Source organism: Yeosuana aromativorans, from assembly GCF_014646655.1.
Lineage (GTDB): Bacteria > Bacteroidota > Bacteroidia > Flavobacteriales > Flavobacteriaceae > Yeosuana > Yeosuana aromativorans.
Genome location: NZ_BMNR01000005.1, coordinates 1 through 16,215 on the forward strand (window position 1 = coordinate 1; position 16,215 = coordinate 16,215).

17 protein-coding genes are annotated in these 16,215 nt (G+C 34.5%); 8 read left to right on the forward strand and 9 right to left on the reverse strand.

All coding sequences use genetic code 11. The features are described 5' to 3' along the window. The first annotated feature begins 216 nt into the window (after positions 1–216). From IEW94_RS11360 to IEW94_RS11390, 8 genes are all read left to right on the forward strand, one after another. Positions 217–762, forward strand: a complete 546-nt coding sequence (locus IEW94_RS11360) for a hypothetical protein (RefSeq protein WP_188653093.1) — start codon at positions 217–219, stop codon at positions 760–762. Positions 763–952: 190 nt separating this feature from the next. Then, positions 953–1,447 carry a hypothetical protein gene (locus IEW94_RS11365; RefSeq protein ID WP_188653095.1) on the forward strand — a complete coding sequence of 165 codons (495 nt, stop codon included), beginning with the start codon at positions 953–955 and terminating at the stop codon, positions 1,445–1,447. Between the two features lie 299 nt (positions 1,448–1,746). Further along, positions 1,747–2,121: an ArsR/SmtB family transcription factor gene (locus IEW94_RS11370; protein WP_188653097.1), complete on the forward strand. Its 375-nt coding sequence runs from the start codon at positions 1,747–1,749 to the stop codon at positions 2,119–2,121. Further along, the gene (gene merTP / locus IEW94_RS11375; RefSeq protein ID WP_188653099.1) at positions 2,118–2,717 is read left to right on the forward strand and encodes a mercuric transport protein MerTP; all 600 of its coding nucleotides are present in this window, start codon (positions 2,118–2,120) and stop codon (positions 2,715–2,717) included. Before IEW94_RS11370 ends, merTP begins: the two co-directional genes overlap by 4 nt. Then, positions 2,717–2,923, forward strand: coding sequence for a GDCCVxC domain-containing (seleno)protein (locus IEW94_RS16930; RefSeq protein ID WP_229669510.1), 207 nt, complete (start codon positions 2,717–2,719; stop codon positions 2,921–2,923). The genes merTP and IEW94_RS16930 overlap by 1 nt, the downstream gene beginning before the upstream one ends. A 258-nt stretch (positions 2,924–3,181) precedes the next feature. Continuing rightward, on the forward strand, positions 3,182–3,667 hold the full coding sequence (locus tag IEW94_RS11380) for a phosphoribosylaminoimidazolesuccinocarboxamide synthase (RefSeq protein ID WP_188653101.1): 486 nt from the start codon (positions 3,182–3,184) through the stop codon (positions 3,665–3,667). A 584-nt stretch (positions 3,668–4,251) separates the two neighbouring features. Then, complete coding sequence (locus tag IEW94_RS11385; RefSeq protein WP_188653104.1) at positions 4,252–4,509, forward strand: hypothetical protein; 258 nt, start codon at positions 4,252–4,254, stop codon at positions 4,507–4,509. A gap of 507 nt (positions 4,510–5,016) precedes the next feature. Then, entirely contained in the window at positions 5,017–6,267 is a 1,251-nt protein-coding gene (locus tag IEW94_RS11390) for a site-specific integrase (RefSeq protein ID WP_188653106.1), read from the forward strand. A 341-nt stretch (positions 6,268–6,608) separates the two neighbouring features. Here IEW94_RS11390 and IEW94_RS11395 read toward each other — a convergent pair whose 3' ends face one another. The 9 genes from IEW94_RS11395 to IEW94_RS11435 all read right to left on the reverse strand — a co-directional run bounded on the left by IEW94_RS11395 (position 6,609) and on the right by IEW94_RS11435 (position 16,101). Next, on the reverse strand, positions 6,609–7,421 hold the full coding sequence (locus tag IEW94_RS11395; protein ID WP_188653109.1) for a restriction endonuclease: 813 nt from the start codon (positions 7,419–7,421) through the stop codon (positions 6,609–6,611). Positions 7,422–7,701: 280 nt separating this feature from the next. Beyond that, the gene (locus IEW94_RS11400) at positions 7,702–8,073 is read right to left on the reverse strand and encodes a TIR domain-containing protein (RefSeq protein ID WP_188653111.1); all 372 of its coding nucleotides are present in this window, start codon (positions 8,071–8,073) and stop codon (positions 7,702–7,704) included. A gap of 11 nt (positions 8,074–8,084) precedes the next feature. Further along, on the reverse strand, positions 8,085–8,924 hold the full coding sequence (locus IEW94_RS11405; RefSeq protein ID WP_188653113.1) for a RipA family octameric membrane protein: 840 nt from the start codon (positions 8,922–8,924) through the stop codon (positions 8,085–8,087). Then, entirely contained in the window at positions 8,924–9,388 is a 465-nt protein-coding gene (locus tag IEW94_RS11410; protein WP_188653115.1) for a TIR domain-containing protein, read from the reverse strand. Before IEW94_RS11410 ends, IEW94_RS11405 begins: the two co-directional genes overlap by 1 nt. Before the next feature lie 19 nt (positions 9,389–9,407). Next, on the reverse strand, positions 9,408–10,745 hold the full coding sequence (locus IEW94_RS11415) for a restriction endonuclease subunit S (protein ID WP_188653117.1): 1,338 nt from the start codon (positions 10,743–10,745) through the stop codon (positions 9,408–9,410). Further along, positions 10,746–12,182: a class I SAM-dependent DNA methyltransferase gene (locus IEW94_RS11420; RefSeq protein WP_188653119.1), complete on the reverse strand. Its 1,437-nt coding sequence runs from the start codon at positions 12,180–12,182 to the stop codon at positions 10,746–10,748. Continuing rightward, entirely contained in the window at positions 12,183–14,555 is a 2,373-nt protein-coding gene (gene hsdR / locus IEW94_RS11425; RefSeq protein ID WP_188653121.1) for an EcoAI/FtnUII family type I restriction enzme subunit R, read from the reverse strand. Positions 14,556–14,815: 260 nt separating this feature from the next. Continuing rightward, the gene (locus IEW94_RS11430) at positions 14,816–15,355 is read right to left on the reverse strand and encodes a hypothetical protein (RefSeq protein WP_188653123.1); all 540 of its coding nucleotides are present in this window, start codon (positions 15,353–15,355) and stop codon (positions 14,816–14,818) included. 2 nt (positions 15,356–15,357) lie between these two features. Beyond that, a complete protein-coding gene (locus tag IEW94_RS11435; RefSeq protein WP_188653125.1) occupies positions 15,358–16,101 on the reverse strand; it encodes a Fic family protein in 744 nt (247 codons plus the stop codon). Positions 16,102–16,215: the final 114 nt, after the last annotated feature.

Consider the following 16,215-nt stretch of genomic DNA (forward strand, 5'->3'; position numbering starts at 1 on the left):
GGTATTATTCCTGCGGTTGTTGTCGGAATTTTATTTGGACTGACAATAAAACTCATAGGAAATAAAAAAGCCTACACACAACAACGGCTATAATCCATTACTCGCTAAATGCTAAACCAAAAAACTGTATATTTAACTTGGCTTGATTCCTACTCCGAAAATCCTACGGATTTTCATCGCAACGGAATCATAGCCTAACCGTTGTAGCCAATTTGAATGAAACAAGCTAAGGACATTTTTTTTAAATATATTGGGAGTAATTTCCATATGACAAGAGATGGAATAATTTCGACCTATAAAAAATTCTCTGTTTCAAAAGACCAAGAACAACAATGGATAAATGAAATGTTTGAAAATGGCTTTTTAAAGGTTAGTTCAGAAGATTTACATTCAGTGACATCATTAGGCTACTTAATTCAGCATCATAATAAAATAGATTATTTCAACCGATTTATTGAAAAAATAGAAAGAGAAATTGACCGAAATACTAATAAATATAATTTACTGAGATTTGCAGAAACCATTTTCTCATTGATTGAAAATTTGAGTCGATTTGAAAATAAACTAAATAAAGAGCAAATAATAAATGGAATTTATACAACATCTAGAATTTTAAAAAAAGCTAAAGAAAAAGCTCTTCCTTCTGACTTTAAAAATCCTGATTTTGAACTGATTGATAGTAATTTAACCCAAGAACAGTATTTGAATAGAAAAATTAACGAATTGGAATATAAAATTAGACTTGTAAAAATTTTAGAATAAAAACTGGCTACAACACCGGCTATAGTTCATTGCTTCTGACTTTCCTATCGGAAAGTCCTCGCAAATTTGCTATCTTCGGTTTACGGCGGAAAATCCTCGCGGATTTTCACGCAACGAAACCATAGCCAAACACGTTGTGTACAATACGATGAAACGAACTCTAAACATACTTCTGATACTAATTTCAACTTTGAGTTTTTCTCAAAACAGCTCGGAATCTGAAGTTTTTAAAAAAATTATTGACCACGAAATTGGAAAAGGAATATTAGGGATTTATATCCAATGTGAAAAACCTAAAACTTTTTTTGACCAAAAGGATTTTAAAGAACAAACTGGACTTGAAGTGCCTGAAAACATATTAAAAGAAATTGAAATAAACGGAACAAAAAGTAGTGATGGAATTTGGAATTCGGATTTGATGAGAGAATTGAATTATGGTTCTGACTTTATTAAAACAAAAAAATGTTTGACCAAAAAAGACGTTGAACAATTATTTATTAAAACAAAAAAAAGACAAAATATAGTTTCAATAAGCGAACCATTATTTGACAATAATTACGAAAATTGTGTTGTTTCTGTGAGTTATTGGAAATTTACTGGAAGTGCTTATGGACATAAATATTTTCTGAAAAAAGTCTACGGAGTTTGGACAGTAATAGTTGAATATGGAATGTGGATGACATAAAAAAGTACTGTACACAACAACGGCTATAATCCATTGCTTGTTTGTAGGTAAAATAATAATTCTTACTTTTAACAACCTATGATTCCTACTCGGAAAATCCTGCGGATTTTACTCGCAACGGAATCATAGCCAAACCGTTACCCACAAGCTGAAAACCCACCGCATATTTTAGCACTTTCGGTTTTTTCCGACCCACAAATCCAACGCTGTAAAAACCAAAAGAGCTAAAATTTTCCCAACGCTTGAGAATTATGTATTTAAGTATTTGCTTAAATAAGAAATAAACGTAACTTTGTTATATGGAAAATAATTCTTGCATAAGACAACAAGCCGATATTGAACAAATAGATCGTTGCAAAGAATCCGTTTCGGAATTAGACGAATCGTTCGACTATTTGGCAAATGGACTTTCATTGGTCGGAAATAGCGTTCGATTGAAAATACTTTACCTACTCTTTATAGAAAAAAGACTTTGTGTTTGTGATTTAAGCGATATTCTTGGAATGAACATATCCGCTATTTCTCAACATTTAAGGAAAATGAAAGACCGAAATCTATTAGAAACAGAAAGAGATGCTCAAACAATTTTTTACTCACTTACGGCTGAATACGAAAAATTACTAAATCCGTTTTTTGAGATACTTGATAAAAACAAAATTTTAGAAACGATATGAAAAGTGAAAATAAATTAATTGGTGCAGTTTTGTTAACTGCAATTACAGCTTCCTTGTGTTGTATTACACCAGTTTTGGCTCTAATCGCAGGAACAAGCGGAATTGCTTCTGCATTTTCTTGGATTGAACCTTTTAGACCTTATTTAATCGGACTGACAATTTTAGTTCTTGGTTTTGCTTGGTATCAAAAACTAAAACCTCAAAAAGAAATTGACTGCGAATGCGAGACGGACGAAAAACCAAAATTTATTCAATCAAAAAAATTTTTAGGAATCGTAACTGTATTTGCAATTGTAATGTTGGCTTTTCCATACTATTCAGGAATATTTTACCCAAATACAGAAAAGCAAATAATCGTAGTTGACAAATCGGACATTAAAACGACTGAATTTAAAATAAGCGGAATGACTTGTGCGAGTTGCGAAGAACACGTAAATCACGAAGTAAATAAGCTCAACGGAATTGTGAACTCAAAAGCGTCTTACGAAAATGGAAATGCAATCGTTGAATTTGACAAAACCAAAACCAACGAAACAGAAATCGAGAATGCAATTAACTCAACAGGTTATAAAGTAACCGACAAAAAAGAAAACTAATGGAAGTCCAATTAAAATCAGAAATCACTTGTCCTAATTGCGGACATAAAAAAGTAGAAGATATGCCAACAAACGCTTGTCAATTTTTCTACGAATGCGAGAATTGTAAAACGGTTTTGAAACCAAAAGAAGGAGATTGCTGTGTTTATTGCTCATACGGAACAGTTGCTTGTCCACCAATTCAAGAAAATAAAAGTTGTTGTTAAAAAGCCAACGCTAAAAGCCATACACATTTGCAATTCGCACCAACCAACACACAAGCCAAAAATTGCAAAAGAGTATGTCTTATCCAACGCTGAAAACCAAGCTGAACGGAATAAAGCCAGTGGGTAACAACGTATATAAAAAATAGCGGTTTAAGTGCTAAATCGAAATGAATTACATAAATTTAAGGTCAGAGTTTACCTGAAAAATTTGTGCTTAAAATCCGCTACTTTTCATATACAAGACCGTTAGCCTACATTATGGAAACCGAACAAAAATTTAAAACGAAAACTGGATTTTGTCATATTCTTTCGGACAAAATTGTTCTTACTCGTGACGGAGTAATCGGAAATGTTGCGGAATTAACAACTGGGAAAAACATTTATCGAATTTTGACCATTTATGGCGTTTTGGCTATATTTTTTCTTTATAAAGCATATCAAAGTATGGAAAACCAAGAATGGTTTTGGACAATAATGTTTGGCGGAATTGGAATATATTTGATTTATAGCATAATAAAAAGTTCAAATTATTCTGCAACACCAGTTATTGAACGGAATAAAATAAAAAACGTGGAATTTAAACCCGCTAAAAAATTCTTGACAAGAAGTTATTTCAAAGTGGACTTTGAGCAAAATGGTGGAAAAACAAAAAGCCGACTTATTATGCTTCCAGGTTCACTTAATGACGGAACCAACGAAACAGAAAAAGCACTCGGAATAATGAAAAGTGCTGGTCTAATTTAAAAAATGAATGTTTCAAAACTAACATACAATCCAAAATGGACTGCGATTCTGATTATTGGAATTTGCATAGGCGGAATGTTAATTGGTAATTACGTTCAAAGATTTCGGATTTCAGAATATCACTGGATTTATCAATATGGTAGTTATCTGAATTTAATTATGGTTTTTAGTTCTTTTTGTTGGTCTTTTTTTCATCCATTAATTGTTTGGTCATATAAAAGACCTGAATGGAGAAAATATCTGATTTGGATAATTGTTGGACTAATTCCATTAATTTATTTTATAACAATGATGATAATAGTAGAAATAAAATTTGGAAATAAAATAACGTAGGCTAACACCGTGTAAAAATAATTGCTTTGTTCTAACCTACTCGGAAAATCCTGCGGATTTTCCTAAGGTTCGTTCCTTTTTAGTAAGTTAGTTGCTTGCACACGCAACTATCCTTACACAAACACGTTGTAGCGCATTTTGACCCGTCCTGAATAAAGGCTACATAATTTTAAACATTATGTACATAAATGACAAAGTAATCAGACGGTATTCAGAACCTTTTAAACTGAAAAATCATATTTAAATTTTTTATGGAGATTAATTTAGGATATTATCGCAAAAAAGATTGGAAAAAATTCTTAAAGATCATTGACGATAGAGATGCCATGCATGACTCATGGGAAGACTGGCACAAATCATACTTAAATACTAAGCAAAGTTTGATTTCAAATGGCTTTACCGTAAATGACTTTATTGTCGATTTAGATAAATTAAAAAAGTACTGTTCCAGTAGAGGTTTAAAAATAGATGGGAAAGCTAGATCACAGTTCATTTCTGACATAAAATGAATCAAGAACATTTAGATCAAGCATAAGTCTTATTACTAAATCGAATCCGCCCTAATAAGTGATTTGAAAGTTGAGAAATGCATTTTCAAGTGAGCTTTCATGAATTGCGTTGCAATTTATTTTGCTTTGGCTTTTAATAATATTTATCTTTACAAAACCAGTAGGTAAAGCAATTTATTTTGAGGTCATTTATAACCCCGTCAACAAATCGGCTAGCAGCTTGTTTTTTAGATTTATAAATGATTGATATATAGCGAATTGGAGTAGGTAAGAGGCTTCCTGCCACCCCGACGAACCTAGTAATAGGTTAAAAAAAAACACTGTTAATTGTATGATTATCAGTGTTTTTTGTTTTTAATGGTTTCATTTGAAACCAATTAAAATCAAATAAAAGGTGTGCAAATCGGTGAACACTTATTTACCAGAATTGTTGTAGTTTTAAGGAACATTTAAGAACGATTTGACTTTTGTTTTTGCAAATAATTTGTTTAACGAAAGATTCTTAAAATGCAAACAAGCAACACTTTTTCGGTGGTTCTCTTCACAAGGAAATCCCGAAGCAAACAACAGGAACTATCCATTTATGCCCGTATTACCGTCAATGGCAAACGTTCCGAGATCAGCTTAAAGCGCCATGTCCAACAAAAAGAGTGGGACACTTCCAAAAACAGGGGACGGGGCAGCTCTTATCCCATACAGACTTTGAACAGATATCTTGACCAAGAATACTGCAGGTTATTGGATTGCCATAAACAGTTGTTGGAAGAGGACAAGGTCGTTTCATCACAAGCGATAAAATCCCGTTACTTGGGAGAGGATAACACCCAAAAAACACTCAATGAATTATTGGTCTATCATAATACCAATATGGTCAATGTCTTAAAATCAGGTACCATGAAAAACTATTATACTACGGAAAGGTATCTGCATAAATTCCTAAAGCAAAAATTAAAGACAAAGGATGTTTACCTAAAGCAATTGAACTATCGCTTTATCATTGATTTTGAACAGTACCTGAGAAACTATAAGAACAGCAAAAAGCAATTGATGTTGAGTAACAATGGCGTTATGAAACATTTGGAACGCTTTAAGAAAATCATAAACCTTGGCATTAAACTGGAATGGATAACAAAGAACCCATTTAACCAATTCCAGTTAAAGTTTGAAAAGTACGATAGACAATACCTAACAGAAAGAGAGCTGCAACTCATAGAGGACACCAGTTTCAACAATGACCGTTTGGAAAGGGTAAAGGATTGTTTTTTGTTTTCATGCTATACAGGACTGTCCTATATAGATGTCAGGGAACTTACAAGCAACCAAATAGCAAAAGGGATAGACAATAATCATTGGATATTCACCAAACGGGAGAAAACCAATGAAACAGTAAAAGTACCCATCTTGCCCCAAGCCATGGACATTATCAATAAGTATAAGGGAGATTCACAGAACAGATCAGGCAAGCCGTTATTGCCATTAAGTTCAAACCAAAAAACAAACAGTTATTTAAAGGAGATAGCAATGGAAATTGGAATCCATAAAAACATCACCTTCCACGTGGCTCGGCACACCTTTGCAACAACCGTCATGCTATCAAATGGTGTGCCTATTGAAACCGTATCAAAACTATTGGGGCACACCAAACTTTCAACGACACAGATTTACGCAAGGGTAGTGGAGAGCAAAATAAGCGAGGATATACAAAACCTGTTGATCAGGTTTAAAACTAAGAAGCAACATTCCCTAACTATGAAATAAATAATAATTTCCTTTCAATATGCTGTTTATGAGGTAATTTGGGTATATTGAAAGGAGATTATTTTATATCAAAATGGGTAATATTTATATATTTCTTTTTGAGGTAGGTGTTTTTTGTTCTATCATGCAAGTTGAGTTGGTGGCAGGTAATACTACTATCCCATTATTTTATTAAAAATCAAAAAGTTACGATTTATTAATAACGTTCGGTAACCGAATAGGAAACTTATTTGATAAGGTCTTTTGTTTTATTTTGTTACTAAGATAGTAATTTCATCAAAAAAAGTCATTATTAATCCTTATTAAAATAACTAAGTTCTTTGTTGCCCACAGTATTTTTATCACGGTTTTCTTTTTTCATTTATTAAGCCTTGCTTTGAGATTGTAAATGTTTTTTCTTCGAATAAAGATTTCATAATTAACCAAACTCCATCAACAGGGTAAAATTTTATTCCAGAATTAGAGGTTTTTAAAACCCCAGTACATAAAATGCCATTTATAGCTATTTTTGTTTTCGTCTTACTATTTATAAGGTCAGCTCCGATGAAGGGATAGTATTTCTCAATTTTTAAATTAGGTTGTTCCTTATGCAAATCTTTTTTGAAGTTCTTGAGGAAATCTGAGTAAGGTATTTTTTGTCTGTCAGCTGTTTGAATGTAAACGAAATCAACTTCTATTTTTTCTCTTTCTAAATTTGTTCTAAAGGTGTTATGAACCATAATTCCAAGAATTTCTGGTCTTCTAAGTTCACTTTTAATTTCAAAAATTGGTGGGCGTCCATCCCAATCTTTTTCTTCCATCTCACGAAGTTCCACTAAACCAATATTCTTGTACTTTGCAAAAGAAATTCCATCTGGAGTAAAACCTTTTTTCGAAACAATTACTCCCTTGTTTATACCAGCATCCTCTATTATTTCAGATACTTTCATAACAATATCTTTATTTATTTTTTGCTCCCAATACTTACATTCTATCGCTGTTTTGTATGTATGGATTCCATCAGAGTGTTTTGTCAGAACATCCACCTGATGTTCTACATTTGATTTCCCTAATACTTTACAGTTATTTCCAAAACATTCTACTTGAACACCTGATTTTTCACCTAATTTTTCATAAATGTATCTAGTAATTTCTTCGTAGCTTTTCCAATCCATTTTTAAATTGTGATGTTTTTAATAATGTGGGCAACGGTCTCGGCTATGCGTAGTGCAGGATTTTAAGGCTCTTACTGTCCGCTTACCACAAAGTTTGTTTAATGTAATTTCTTTCATATCAGCACTTCCCCCGCACTACGCATAGACAATGTTGTATTCCCGTGCTTTTTTCATTTTCCTTTCTGTCAGTGTTGGGGGCAGCCATTTTATTAGGCAAGTTTTGATTTGTGCGGCTGCTTTGAGCGACTTGCCAATGTGTATGGATGCGTAGGGTAGGGAATTAAAGTGAATCAATAAATTCCTTGATATTATCCCAAGTCCAAACTCTTGTGTAGACTCCTTCCAAGTTTGTTCTGTCGTCAGAGTAAGCCCAAATTCCTCTAACTTTTTTGCCTGCTTCTCTAGCACATTGAATTTCCCATTTCTGTCCGCTTGAAGTCAATGAGTTTTTGCTTACTAACACTATCACACCGTCAGAACGTTTAATTCTTGTTCTTACTTTTTCTTTCCATTCTGAGTCATATGCCTTTTTTACAGACATATCAATGTACTCAAATGGTGATTTAGTGTTAAGGGATTGACCTTTTAGAAAGTCTCTCTGTCTTTCGTCTTCTATTGCGAAAGCAATAAATACTACTTTTTTTTCTGCCATGTTTTATTCATTTAATGGTGACACACTGGTATTAACGGATAAAGTAAATAACCCAAATAACAAAGTTCAAGAATTCCAATAATTACAATAAACGTTCTGAAATAGGTTATTACTTTGGTTTCTGTTTTTGAATTCGGTTCATATTTGATTTCTTCTGTCAAGATTTTCCATTCATCCTCAAACATATTTGTCCTTAGTTGCTTTTCAATTTTGTCAATAACCTTGAATTTTCCTGTATTAAGCTTACCATAGGAATCAATCAATCGTTCCCAGAAAAGTGAAATAATAAACGATAACAAAGTCAGGATAAACATTCCGATGGTTGCAGCAATTGAAAACCCGAAAGTCTTGCCTAGAACAAAACCTACAGATAGTATGGAAGAAGTAATAGTGAAGAAAAGGTTATTTACTTTCATTCGGCTTTCAGTAACCTTTTCCGTTGAGCTGACCATCATTTTGTATTGCTCAAATCTTAATTTACGGTCATCTTCGTATGTTTTAGCCAAGAATTTATTGCTCTGTTCTGCATTATCAAAGACCTGAAAGCCTTGACAGAATAAAATCGAATCCTCCGTAATTTCCTTTAGTTTGATGCCTATTATTTGTTTATTTAACTGCTTTGCTTTGGCATACTCCCATTTTAATTGGTCACTTTGAAAAGTCTCTTTTCCAATAGCAAATACAATAAAATCAGATTCCTGCATTTTTTGCTCAACGATATTCTTCCATTTTTCTGAATGTTCGGTTTCACGTTGGATAGCAAATGCATTCTCAGAAACTTTTAGCAAATCGTCAATTAACGATTCTACCTCTTGATTTTCAATAGTTCTATTGCAGATAAACAGTTTCATTATATTCCTTTTATAACCTTGGCTAAATTGTCCCAAGACCAAGTGATTACTTTCTTTCCTTTGAGTTCAGGTGGTATTGCACCTTGATCATTCTTCTTTATATGCATTCCGATAACAGGAATATTTTCTTCTCTGGCACATTTGATTTCCCAACGTGCACCGCTAGAATACCAAGTGTTTTTACTAAGCAGTACAATCATCCCATCACAGGATTTTATTTTGGTTCTGCACTTTTGTTTCCACACCTTTTCATTCCAAGGTTGTTTAACTGACATATCAACAAAAGTGAATGGCGACCTTTCATTTTTTGCCTGAGAAACTAAAAAGTCTCTGTATTGCTCGTCTTCAATGGCAAAACTGATAAAGATGCGTTTCTTTATTTCCTTGCCTGTGTCTTCTTCATCCTCAAAAAGAGCTTTCAGAAGCAGAGCAACTGCACCAGCACCAAGAATTACAGGCCACATACTCGATTTATTTTTGTTTTCATGCATTAACCATTTCCTTTTTACTCTCAAACGCCTCTTTCAAAACCGCGTGCATCAATAATTGGGAGTGTTGTTCGCTTTGAGTGATTTCTGATTTTAATTGCTCAACTGTTTTCATTAAATCTTTTACCTTCTCAACAATTCTTTTCTGTTCGTCTAGTGGTGGAAGAGCAAAAACAAAATTTTTCAAATAGGTCTGACTAATGTTCGGTTGGGACATTCCCCAAGATTCTGAAATCATTATTGACCTATTTGCCATTAAAAAATTAAACAAGTATTCAGATTCAATTAATTGGTTTTTGTAGAATCCACAAACAGCCTGATTCGTTGTGCCATCTCGACCAAGGATTGCAAGTTTACCAGCAGTTGCCCCATACATTGCAATTAAAAGAGTTCCTTCAGGAAATAAAGTTGCAGAAGATTCCTTTAAACCAAGTTCAGTGATTTTCTCTTGTGAATTTGCTGAAAGTAATCCATCATTTAATTCTCCTGATTTATACCAAGTAATTGAACCATTCCAGTATTTAGAATTACTTCTGTTCGGTGTTCCACCCGATGTTGTTTGGAAAATTTCACCCAACCTACACCAAACCCAACCTTCAGGCAATTCAAAAGGAATCTCATCTTCCGTAATTGATGGAAGCGGTTTTTCCTTTCTGATTTTCTTGTCTTTTATGAGTTGTGCTTTTTCTGCTTTGATACGTTTGAGTAACGCGCTTGCAGGCTCTACATCAGGATTTTGCTTTCGCCATTCTGCGGTTAGTTTGCCTTGTATGGCTTCTTGTAGAATGGATTGTTTGAGTTGGGTTGTAAGTTCTTTTTGATTGTTGATTTCTGAATCTAAAGAAGATTGACCTTTTTTAAATGATAATATTTTTTCGAGAAGTTCCTCTTGTTCGTTGCCTTCTGGCAATAAAACACCTTGGTTGAAAAACTTGTCTTTTTGAAGTCTTATTCGTTGTGTTGTTCCATCACTACCTCTTTTGCATATTTCATCAAACCAAGTAGTTGCTGTGAGTTCCAAAAAAAGGCGTTTCGAGATAATTGATTCATCAATTTCGAAATACCAAAAGTCATTAGTCACAATAGCTCCATCTAATTCAGGTGGTACAATTCCAAATGCTCCGTTTCTTGCATCAATTCCTGATAATATAAAATCACCTTTTTTGACCTCATACATATTGGATTTTATCAATGCACCCTTTTTAAGTTCACGAAGTACTACGCCATTATGATTCATTTTGATTGTAACCAATTTATAATCTTGATCATCAACCAAATTGACAGGTCTTTTAATCCGCTTTAGAAAATCTCCTATTAAATATTCCTCTGACATTTAGTTTAGTAGATTTTCAAGTTCGCTAATAATCTTGCTTGATCTGGCAAAAGATGCTTTCAATGACTCAATGGTTTCTGCTGTGGAAAACTCAATTTCAACTGAACTCTGATTCGGATTTTTTATATCCAAATCCCAATCCTTTAGGTCCTCAACCTTCACTTTCCAAACTTGGTCGTTTTCTTTTCGATTATTCCACCATTCAATAATGGGTTGGAACTCTTCAAATTGAATGGGTTTTGTTTTGGAATAACTTTTTTGTCCTTCCGGCAAGCGATGTTCGTAAAACCAAATTTCTTTGGTTGGGCTTCCTTTTTCAAAAAACAATAAGTTGGTGCTCACTGTGGCAGGATGGAAGGTGCTTTGGGGTAAACGAATTATTGTGTGAAGGTTGGTGTCGGTCAGAAGCTTTTCACGTATTCGGGCTTTTACTCCATCACCTGTAATCGAGCCGTCAGGTAAAACAATAGCACAACGTCCGTTTGGTTTGAGTAATTGAAGCATAAGAATCACAAACAAATCGGCAGATTCCTTACAACGATAGGTCGCAGGAAAGTTGGTTTCCACACCGTCTGCTATACTAGCTCCAAAAGGTGGATTAGCAAGAATTACATCCACTTGGTCTTTTTTACCAATGCTATTGTACTCCTTTTTTAAACTGTCAATGTAGTGGTAGTCGGGCACGTCCATTTCGTGCAAAATCAAGTTGGTCAAGCCCAAGACATAAGCCACGGGTTTTAATTCCCAACCCGTAATGCTGTTTTGCAAAATGTGTTCGTCATCTACAGTTTTTACAAAATTTTCTCGAACATGGTCAATGGCTGCCGTTAAGAATCCACCTGTTCCAGCAGCAGGGTCAAGCACTTTTTCACCCAATTTTGGATTGGTCATTTGGGTCATCAATTGCGTTACGGCTCTAGGCGTGTAGTATTCGCCTTTGTTTCCTGCATCACGCAATTCCTGTAAAATGCTTTCGTAGATGTTCCCGAAAATGTGTTTGTCTTCCGAGTTGTTGAAGTCAATCTCATTGAGCTTGTTAATGACTTTCCGCATTTCATAGCCCGACTTCATGTAGTTGTTTGATCCTTCGAATACTTCACGCACAATCGCAGCACGTTTCGGATGATTAGGAATATTTAATTCTCTTAGCGAAGCAAAAAGACCTTTGTTGCTTTGTGCGTTGCTGTCAATAAATTCAAGCAATTCATCACCAGTCATTCCCTCTGGGTCTGATGCCCAATTTCTCCATTGAAATCTTTCAGGAATAACAGAAATGTAATTGTCTTTGATGATTTCTAATTCCTGGTCTTTGTCGTCAATTATTTTTAGGAATAGCATCCAACCCAATTGCTCCAATCGTTGTGCATCACCAGAGATTCCTCTGTCTTGACGCATGATGTTGCGAATGCTACTTACTATAGCTCCTACGTTTGCCATTTATGCCGTTTTGTATAATTCGTTTTCTAATTCTTTTAGTGCTTTAATGTATTTCGCCTTGCTTCCAAAGGCTTTGATGAGTTCTAAAGGTGTTCCCAATTTGTTGAGCGGGTCGAGCTTTAAAACTTCCGTGCTTTCAATCGTTACCAATCCATCATCTGAGTATTTGTCCAATAGAGCATTGATTACTGCTTGAGCTTTGTCTCCGTATTTTGTGAAGTAATTGCGTTTCTTCACATTTTCTGCCCGTTCTTTTCTGGTCAATGGTTTTGCCTCAAAAGCCACATGACAAATCAAATCGAAAGGGTCAAAATCTTTTCCAACCTCTTCTTTTAAAGGCTCGAAGAAAATGCCTTGGTCTTCCAATTCTTCAATGATGGCTTTCTTCTGTTCAGAAGCATTCCACCGATTCAGGAAGTCATCAAGACCTGTGAATTTCTCGCCAACGCTTTTCTTGGTATAATCCCGTATGCTTTCGGTTATAATTTTACCGTCTGCACCTAAATACTGAACTCGTTCATTGACCACTTTCACTTGAACGCCATCAACTCGAATTTTCACTCTTGGTTCTTCAACAATATCGCCACCGCCTTCAATTTCTGGATATTCAGGAAATTCAATTTCTTCTCCATCCACAATATCGGTGATTACTTCTTCGGTGGTTTCGTCTTCTGTTCCTGTGAGGTCCTCATTTTCGCCCACTTGCTTAATCATTACAGGATCACCGTCAAAGTCAGGGTCGGCAAAATGGTTGGTAACGTTTCTAAAATCAATGATGGTGAAATAAGTCTTGCCATATTCTTCATTGATTCTTGTTCCTCTACCAATAATCTGTTTGAATTCAGTTGAAGAACCAATGTTGCTGTCCAATACAATCAATTTGCAAGTTTGAGCATCAACACCAGTGGTCATCAACTTTGAAGTGGTGGCAATTACTGGGTATTTTTCAGAAGGATTAATGAAGCTGTCTAACTCACGTTTTCCTTCTTCATTGTCGCCCGTGATTTGCATAACGTACTTACTGTTTTTGACAACTTCATCCGCATTGGCGTTAGCCAATGCAGTTCGCATGCCTTCGGCATGCTCAATGTCAATACAGAAAACTATCGTCTTTGCAAATCGGTCATTTCCTTTTAGAAACTCCGTGATTTTATCTGCAACCAGTTTTCTTCTTTCTTCAACAATGATGTTTCGGTCAAAGTCTGTTCGGTTGTAAATTCTGTCTTCTACTGGATTTTCGTCTTTGTCCAAATATCCTTTTGGTGGTCGCCAGCCTTCTGCATCAATATCTAAGGTGATTTTAACCACTTTGTAAGGAGCAAGGAAACCATCATCAATTCCTTGTTTCAAAGAATAGGTGTAAATCGGGTCTCCGAAATACTCAATATTTGAAACTTCTGTAGTTTCCTTTGGTGTGGCGGTTAAACCAATATGGGTTGCCTTGTTGAAGTAGGCTAGTATTTCACGCCATTTGCTGTCTTCTTTTGCACTTCCTCTGTGGCACTCGTCAATGATTACAAGGTCGAAAAAATCAGGGCTAAATTGTTTGTAAGCGTCTGTTGATTTGCTGTCGGATAAACCTTGGTATAAAGCCAAATAAATATTGTATGCAGTGTCTATTTGCTTGTGTTTGATGATAGTCATGGCATCTTTGAAATGCCTGAAATCACCTCTTGCCGTTTGGTCAATTAATGCGGTACGGTCAGCAAGAAAAAGGATTCTTTTCTTGACTCCACTTTTCCAAAGGCGGTAAATGATTTGAAAAGCTGTATATGTTTTTCCTGTTCCAGTCGCCATGACCAAAAGAATTCGGTCTTGCTTCTTTGCAACTGCTTCAACAGTTCTGTTAATGGCAATCTGCTGATAATATCTTGGTGATCTTCCAGATTCATCTTGAAAGTATTCTTGTGAAGCAATTTCTTCAACGTCATTGCTCTCTATTCCTTTGTATTGTTTGTATTTCTCCCAAAGTGTTTCGGGACTTGGGAATTCATCAAGTGAAAGTTCTTTTTCTATTTGTCCGTTAGTTGCGGTCTTGTCATGGAAGTAGAAACCGTCTCCATTACTACTGAAAACACAAGGAATGTCAAGCGTATTTGCGTATCCAAGTGCCTGTTGGATTCCGCCTTTCACAGAGTGTTTGTTGTCCTTCGCTTCTATGATAGCAATTGGCACGTTCGGTTTGTAGAACAGAATGTAGTCAGCAAATTTTCTTTTTCCTCTAGCGGTCAGTTTTCCTTTCACGTAAATACGTCCATCCGTGAAAAATATCTCACGTCCAAGCTGAGTTAGTTCGTCCCAACCTGCATTCAGTATCGCAGGAGTGATAAACTTTGCTTTTATGTCCGATTCTGATAAGTCCTTTTTATTCATTCACTTTAATTTCTTTTCGAGCGTTGGCAAAAACAGCTCTTTTGGTTTTTCAAGCGTTGGCTTTTGTGTCGGCAAAAACCAAATGTGCTGTTTGTGCGTTGGCTCTTTTTTCAGTATGGCATACAAAATGGTTAGTATATGAAAAGTAGGCGAATGCAAACCACATAACTTTTGGTTAAGCAAAAAGTTTAATACGAAATTCAAATACTGGATTTAATATGGATTCGTCTATTTTTTATATACATTGTTAGCAATAGTTATTATTCCTGTAGTTTGTCAATTTTAACCGAAACTTTCTGTAAAATATTTGTTGAAATTAAGTCTCGCATTTCTCTAATTTCATCAGGTTCAATATAGGTCATATATTGCTTTTCTATAGACTTTGTTATTTCAGGTCCATAGATGTATCTGATTTCATACCTGTCTTTAAAAAAATAGACTGTTAATTCATCTGTTATATCTCCAATTGGATAAATACTGTTTTTCAAATGAAATCTAAAATTAAGCTGTCCAGGTGGAACTATTAAAATAGTGTCGTTAGTAAATTCTCCATAGTTTTCATTGCTTAAAGCCTTTATCGCCTGTATTTGGTCTCCAACAACTGTTACTTCAATTGTTCTATGACTTTGGGTGTTACTTTTAAGGTATTCTAATGAGCCTATTATAAATAATTCAAATCCTCTACAAAATTCGTAAAGTCCATCTTCTGAAATTTCTGATGTCCTTTCAACTTGTAGCAAGCCTAATCTTTTGTTGATTTCCTTAAACTTATCTTTTATTTCTTTATCCGAACTTCCCATCTTTAACTTAACTTTTTAGATGAAATGATTTCGAATGATTTTAGAATTCGTTTTCCAACAAATTTGAGAAGGGGTTTGATATCTCCACTATCAGCATTTCGAAGAGAAACAATATATTCAAATCTGTCACTTTCTGTAATAATTGGTGGCGGAAAGTTAAAACTCAAAAGTATTAAACTGGCTATAATTCTTGCTAATCTACCGTTTCCATCACTAAATGGATGAATTAAAACTAATTTATAATGAAAAATTACAGCTATTAAAGCTGGATGCATTTCTTGCGTCTTCAATTCTTCATTAATCCAAAGAATTAAGGAGTCTATATTAGAATCTATTTCCGATATATTTGAAAATTCAGTCTTAATTATTGAAGTTTGGTCGTCAACGAACACCTTATTTTCCCTATACTTACCACCATCAATAACAATTTGTGAATGTAATTCAGTCAGTAACTCTTTGGTAATTATTTTTTCAATAAGAAAAGATGTAATTAATTGTTGTGCACTTTTACTGTATTCAAATACTTTCGAGTTTTGATTCAGTTTACTGCCTTTTTTTGATAAACCTTTTAATAAAATTGGTTTAGTAATCCCAAAGTCAAAATCAGGATTAATTTCATCCTTACTATAGCCCCAATCAAGTCTCAAATTTGTGATGATTTTTAGTAAATCTCTAGTATTGTAATCCTGATTAAAGAATTCGGATTTTTTTTTATCTATTTCTATTAGTATATCTTCTGCTGTCATTTTATCGTTGAACGTGATGTTTCTTCATAATTATTGCTAAGGTTTTGTATAAGATTAGTCGCGTGGTTTAAGTACTAAAGTTAGCAAATAAATAACATATAGAAAGTCCGTGAG

Bases quoted from the DNA above. Each gene is read 5' to 3' on its own strand.
- IEW94_RS11360 (WP_188653093.1), top strand. From the start codon at position 217: ATGAAACAAGCTAAGGACATTTTTTTTAAATATATTGGGAGTAATTTC.
- IEW94_RS11370 (WP_188653097.1), top strand. From the start codon at position 1,747: ATGGAAAATAATTCTTGCATAAGACAACAAGCCGATATTGAACAAATA.
- merTP (WP_188653099.1), top strand. From the start codon at position 2,118: ATGAAAAGTGAAAATAAATTAATTGGTGCAGTTTTGTTAACTGCAATT.
- IEW94_RS16930 (WP_229669510.1), top strand. From the start codon at position 2,717: ATGGAAGTCCAATTAAAATCAGAAATCACTTGTCCTAATTGCGGACAT.
- IEW94_RS11380 (WP_188653101.1), top strand. From the start codon at position 3,182: ATGGAAACCGAACAAAAATTTAAAACGAAAACTGGATTTTGTCATATT.
- IEW94_RS11385 (WP_188653104.1), top strand. From the start codon at position 4,252: ATGGAGATTAATTTAGGATATTATCGCAAAAAAGATTGGAAAAAATTC.
- IEW94_RS11390 (WP_188653106.1), top strand. From the start codon at position 5,017: ATGCAAACAAGCAACACTTTTTCGGTGGTTCTCTTCACAAGGAAATCC.
- IEW94_RS11395 (WP_188653109.1), bottom strand. From the start codon at position 7,421: ATGGATTGGAAAAGCTACGAAGAAATTACTAGATACATTTATGAAAAA.
- IEW94_RS11400 (WP_188653111.1), bottom strand. From the start codon at position 8,073: ATGGCAGAAAAAAAAGTAGTATTTATTGCTTTCGCAATAGAAGACGAA.
- IEW94_RS11405 (WP_188653113.1), bottom strand. From the start codon at position 8,924: ATGAAACTGTTTATCTGCAATAGAACTATTGAAAATCAAGAGGTAGAA.
- IEW94_RS11410 (WP_188653115.1), bottom strand. From the start codon at position 9,388: ATGTGGCCTGTAATTCTTGGTGCTGGTGCAGTTGCTCTGCTTCTGAAA.
- IEW94_RS11415 (WP_188653117.1), bottom strand. From the start codon at position 10,745: ATGTCAGAGGAATATTTAATAGGAGATTTTCTAAAGCGGATTAAAAGA.
- IEW94_RS11420 (WP_188653119.1), bottom strand. From the start codon at position 12,182: ATGGCAAACGTAGGAGCTATAGTAAGTAGCATTCGCAACATCATGCGT.
- hsdR (WP_188653121.1), bottom strand. From the start codon at position 14,555: ATGAATAAAAAGGACTTATCAGAATCGGACATAAAAGCAAAGTTTATC.
- IEW94_RS11430 (WP_188653123.1), bottom strand. From the start codon at position 15,355: ATGGGAAGTTCGGATAAAGAAATAAAAGATAAGTTTAAGGAAATCAAC.
- IEW94_RS11435 (WP_188653125.1), bottom strand. From the start codon at position 16,101: ATGACAGCAGAAGATATACTAATAGAAATAGATAAAAAAAAATCCGAA.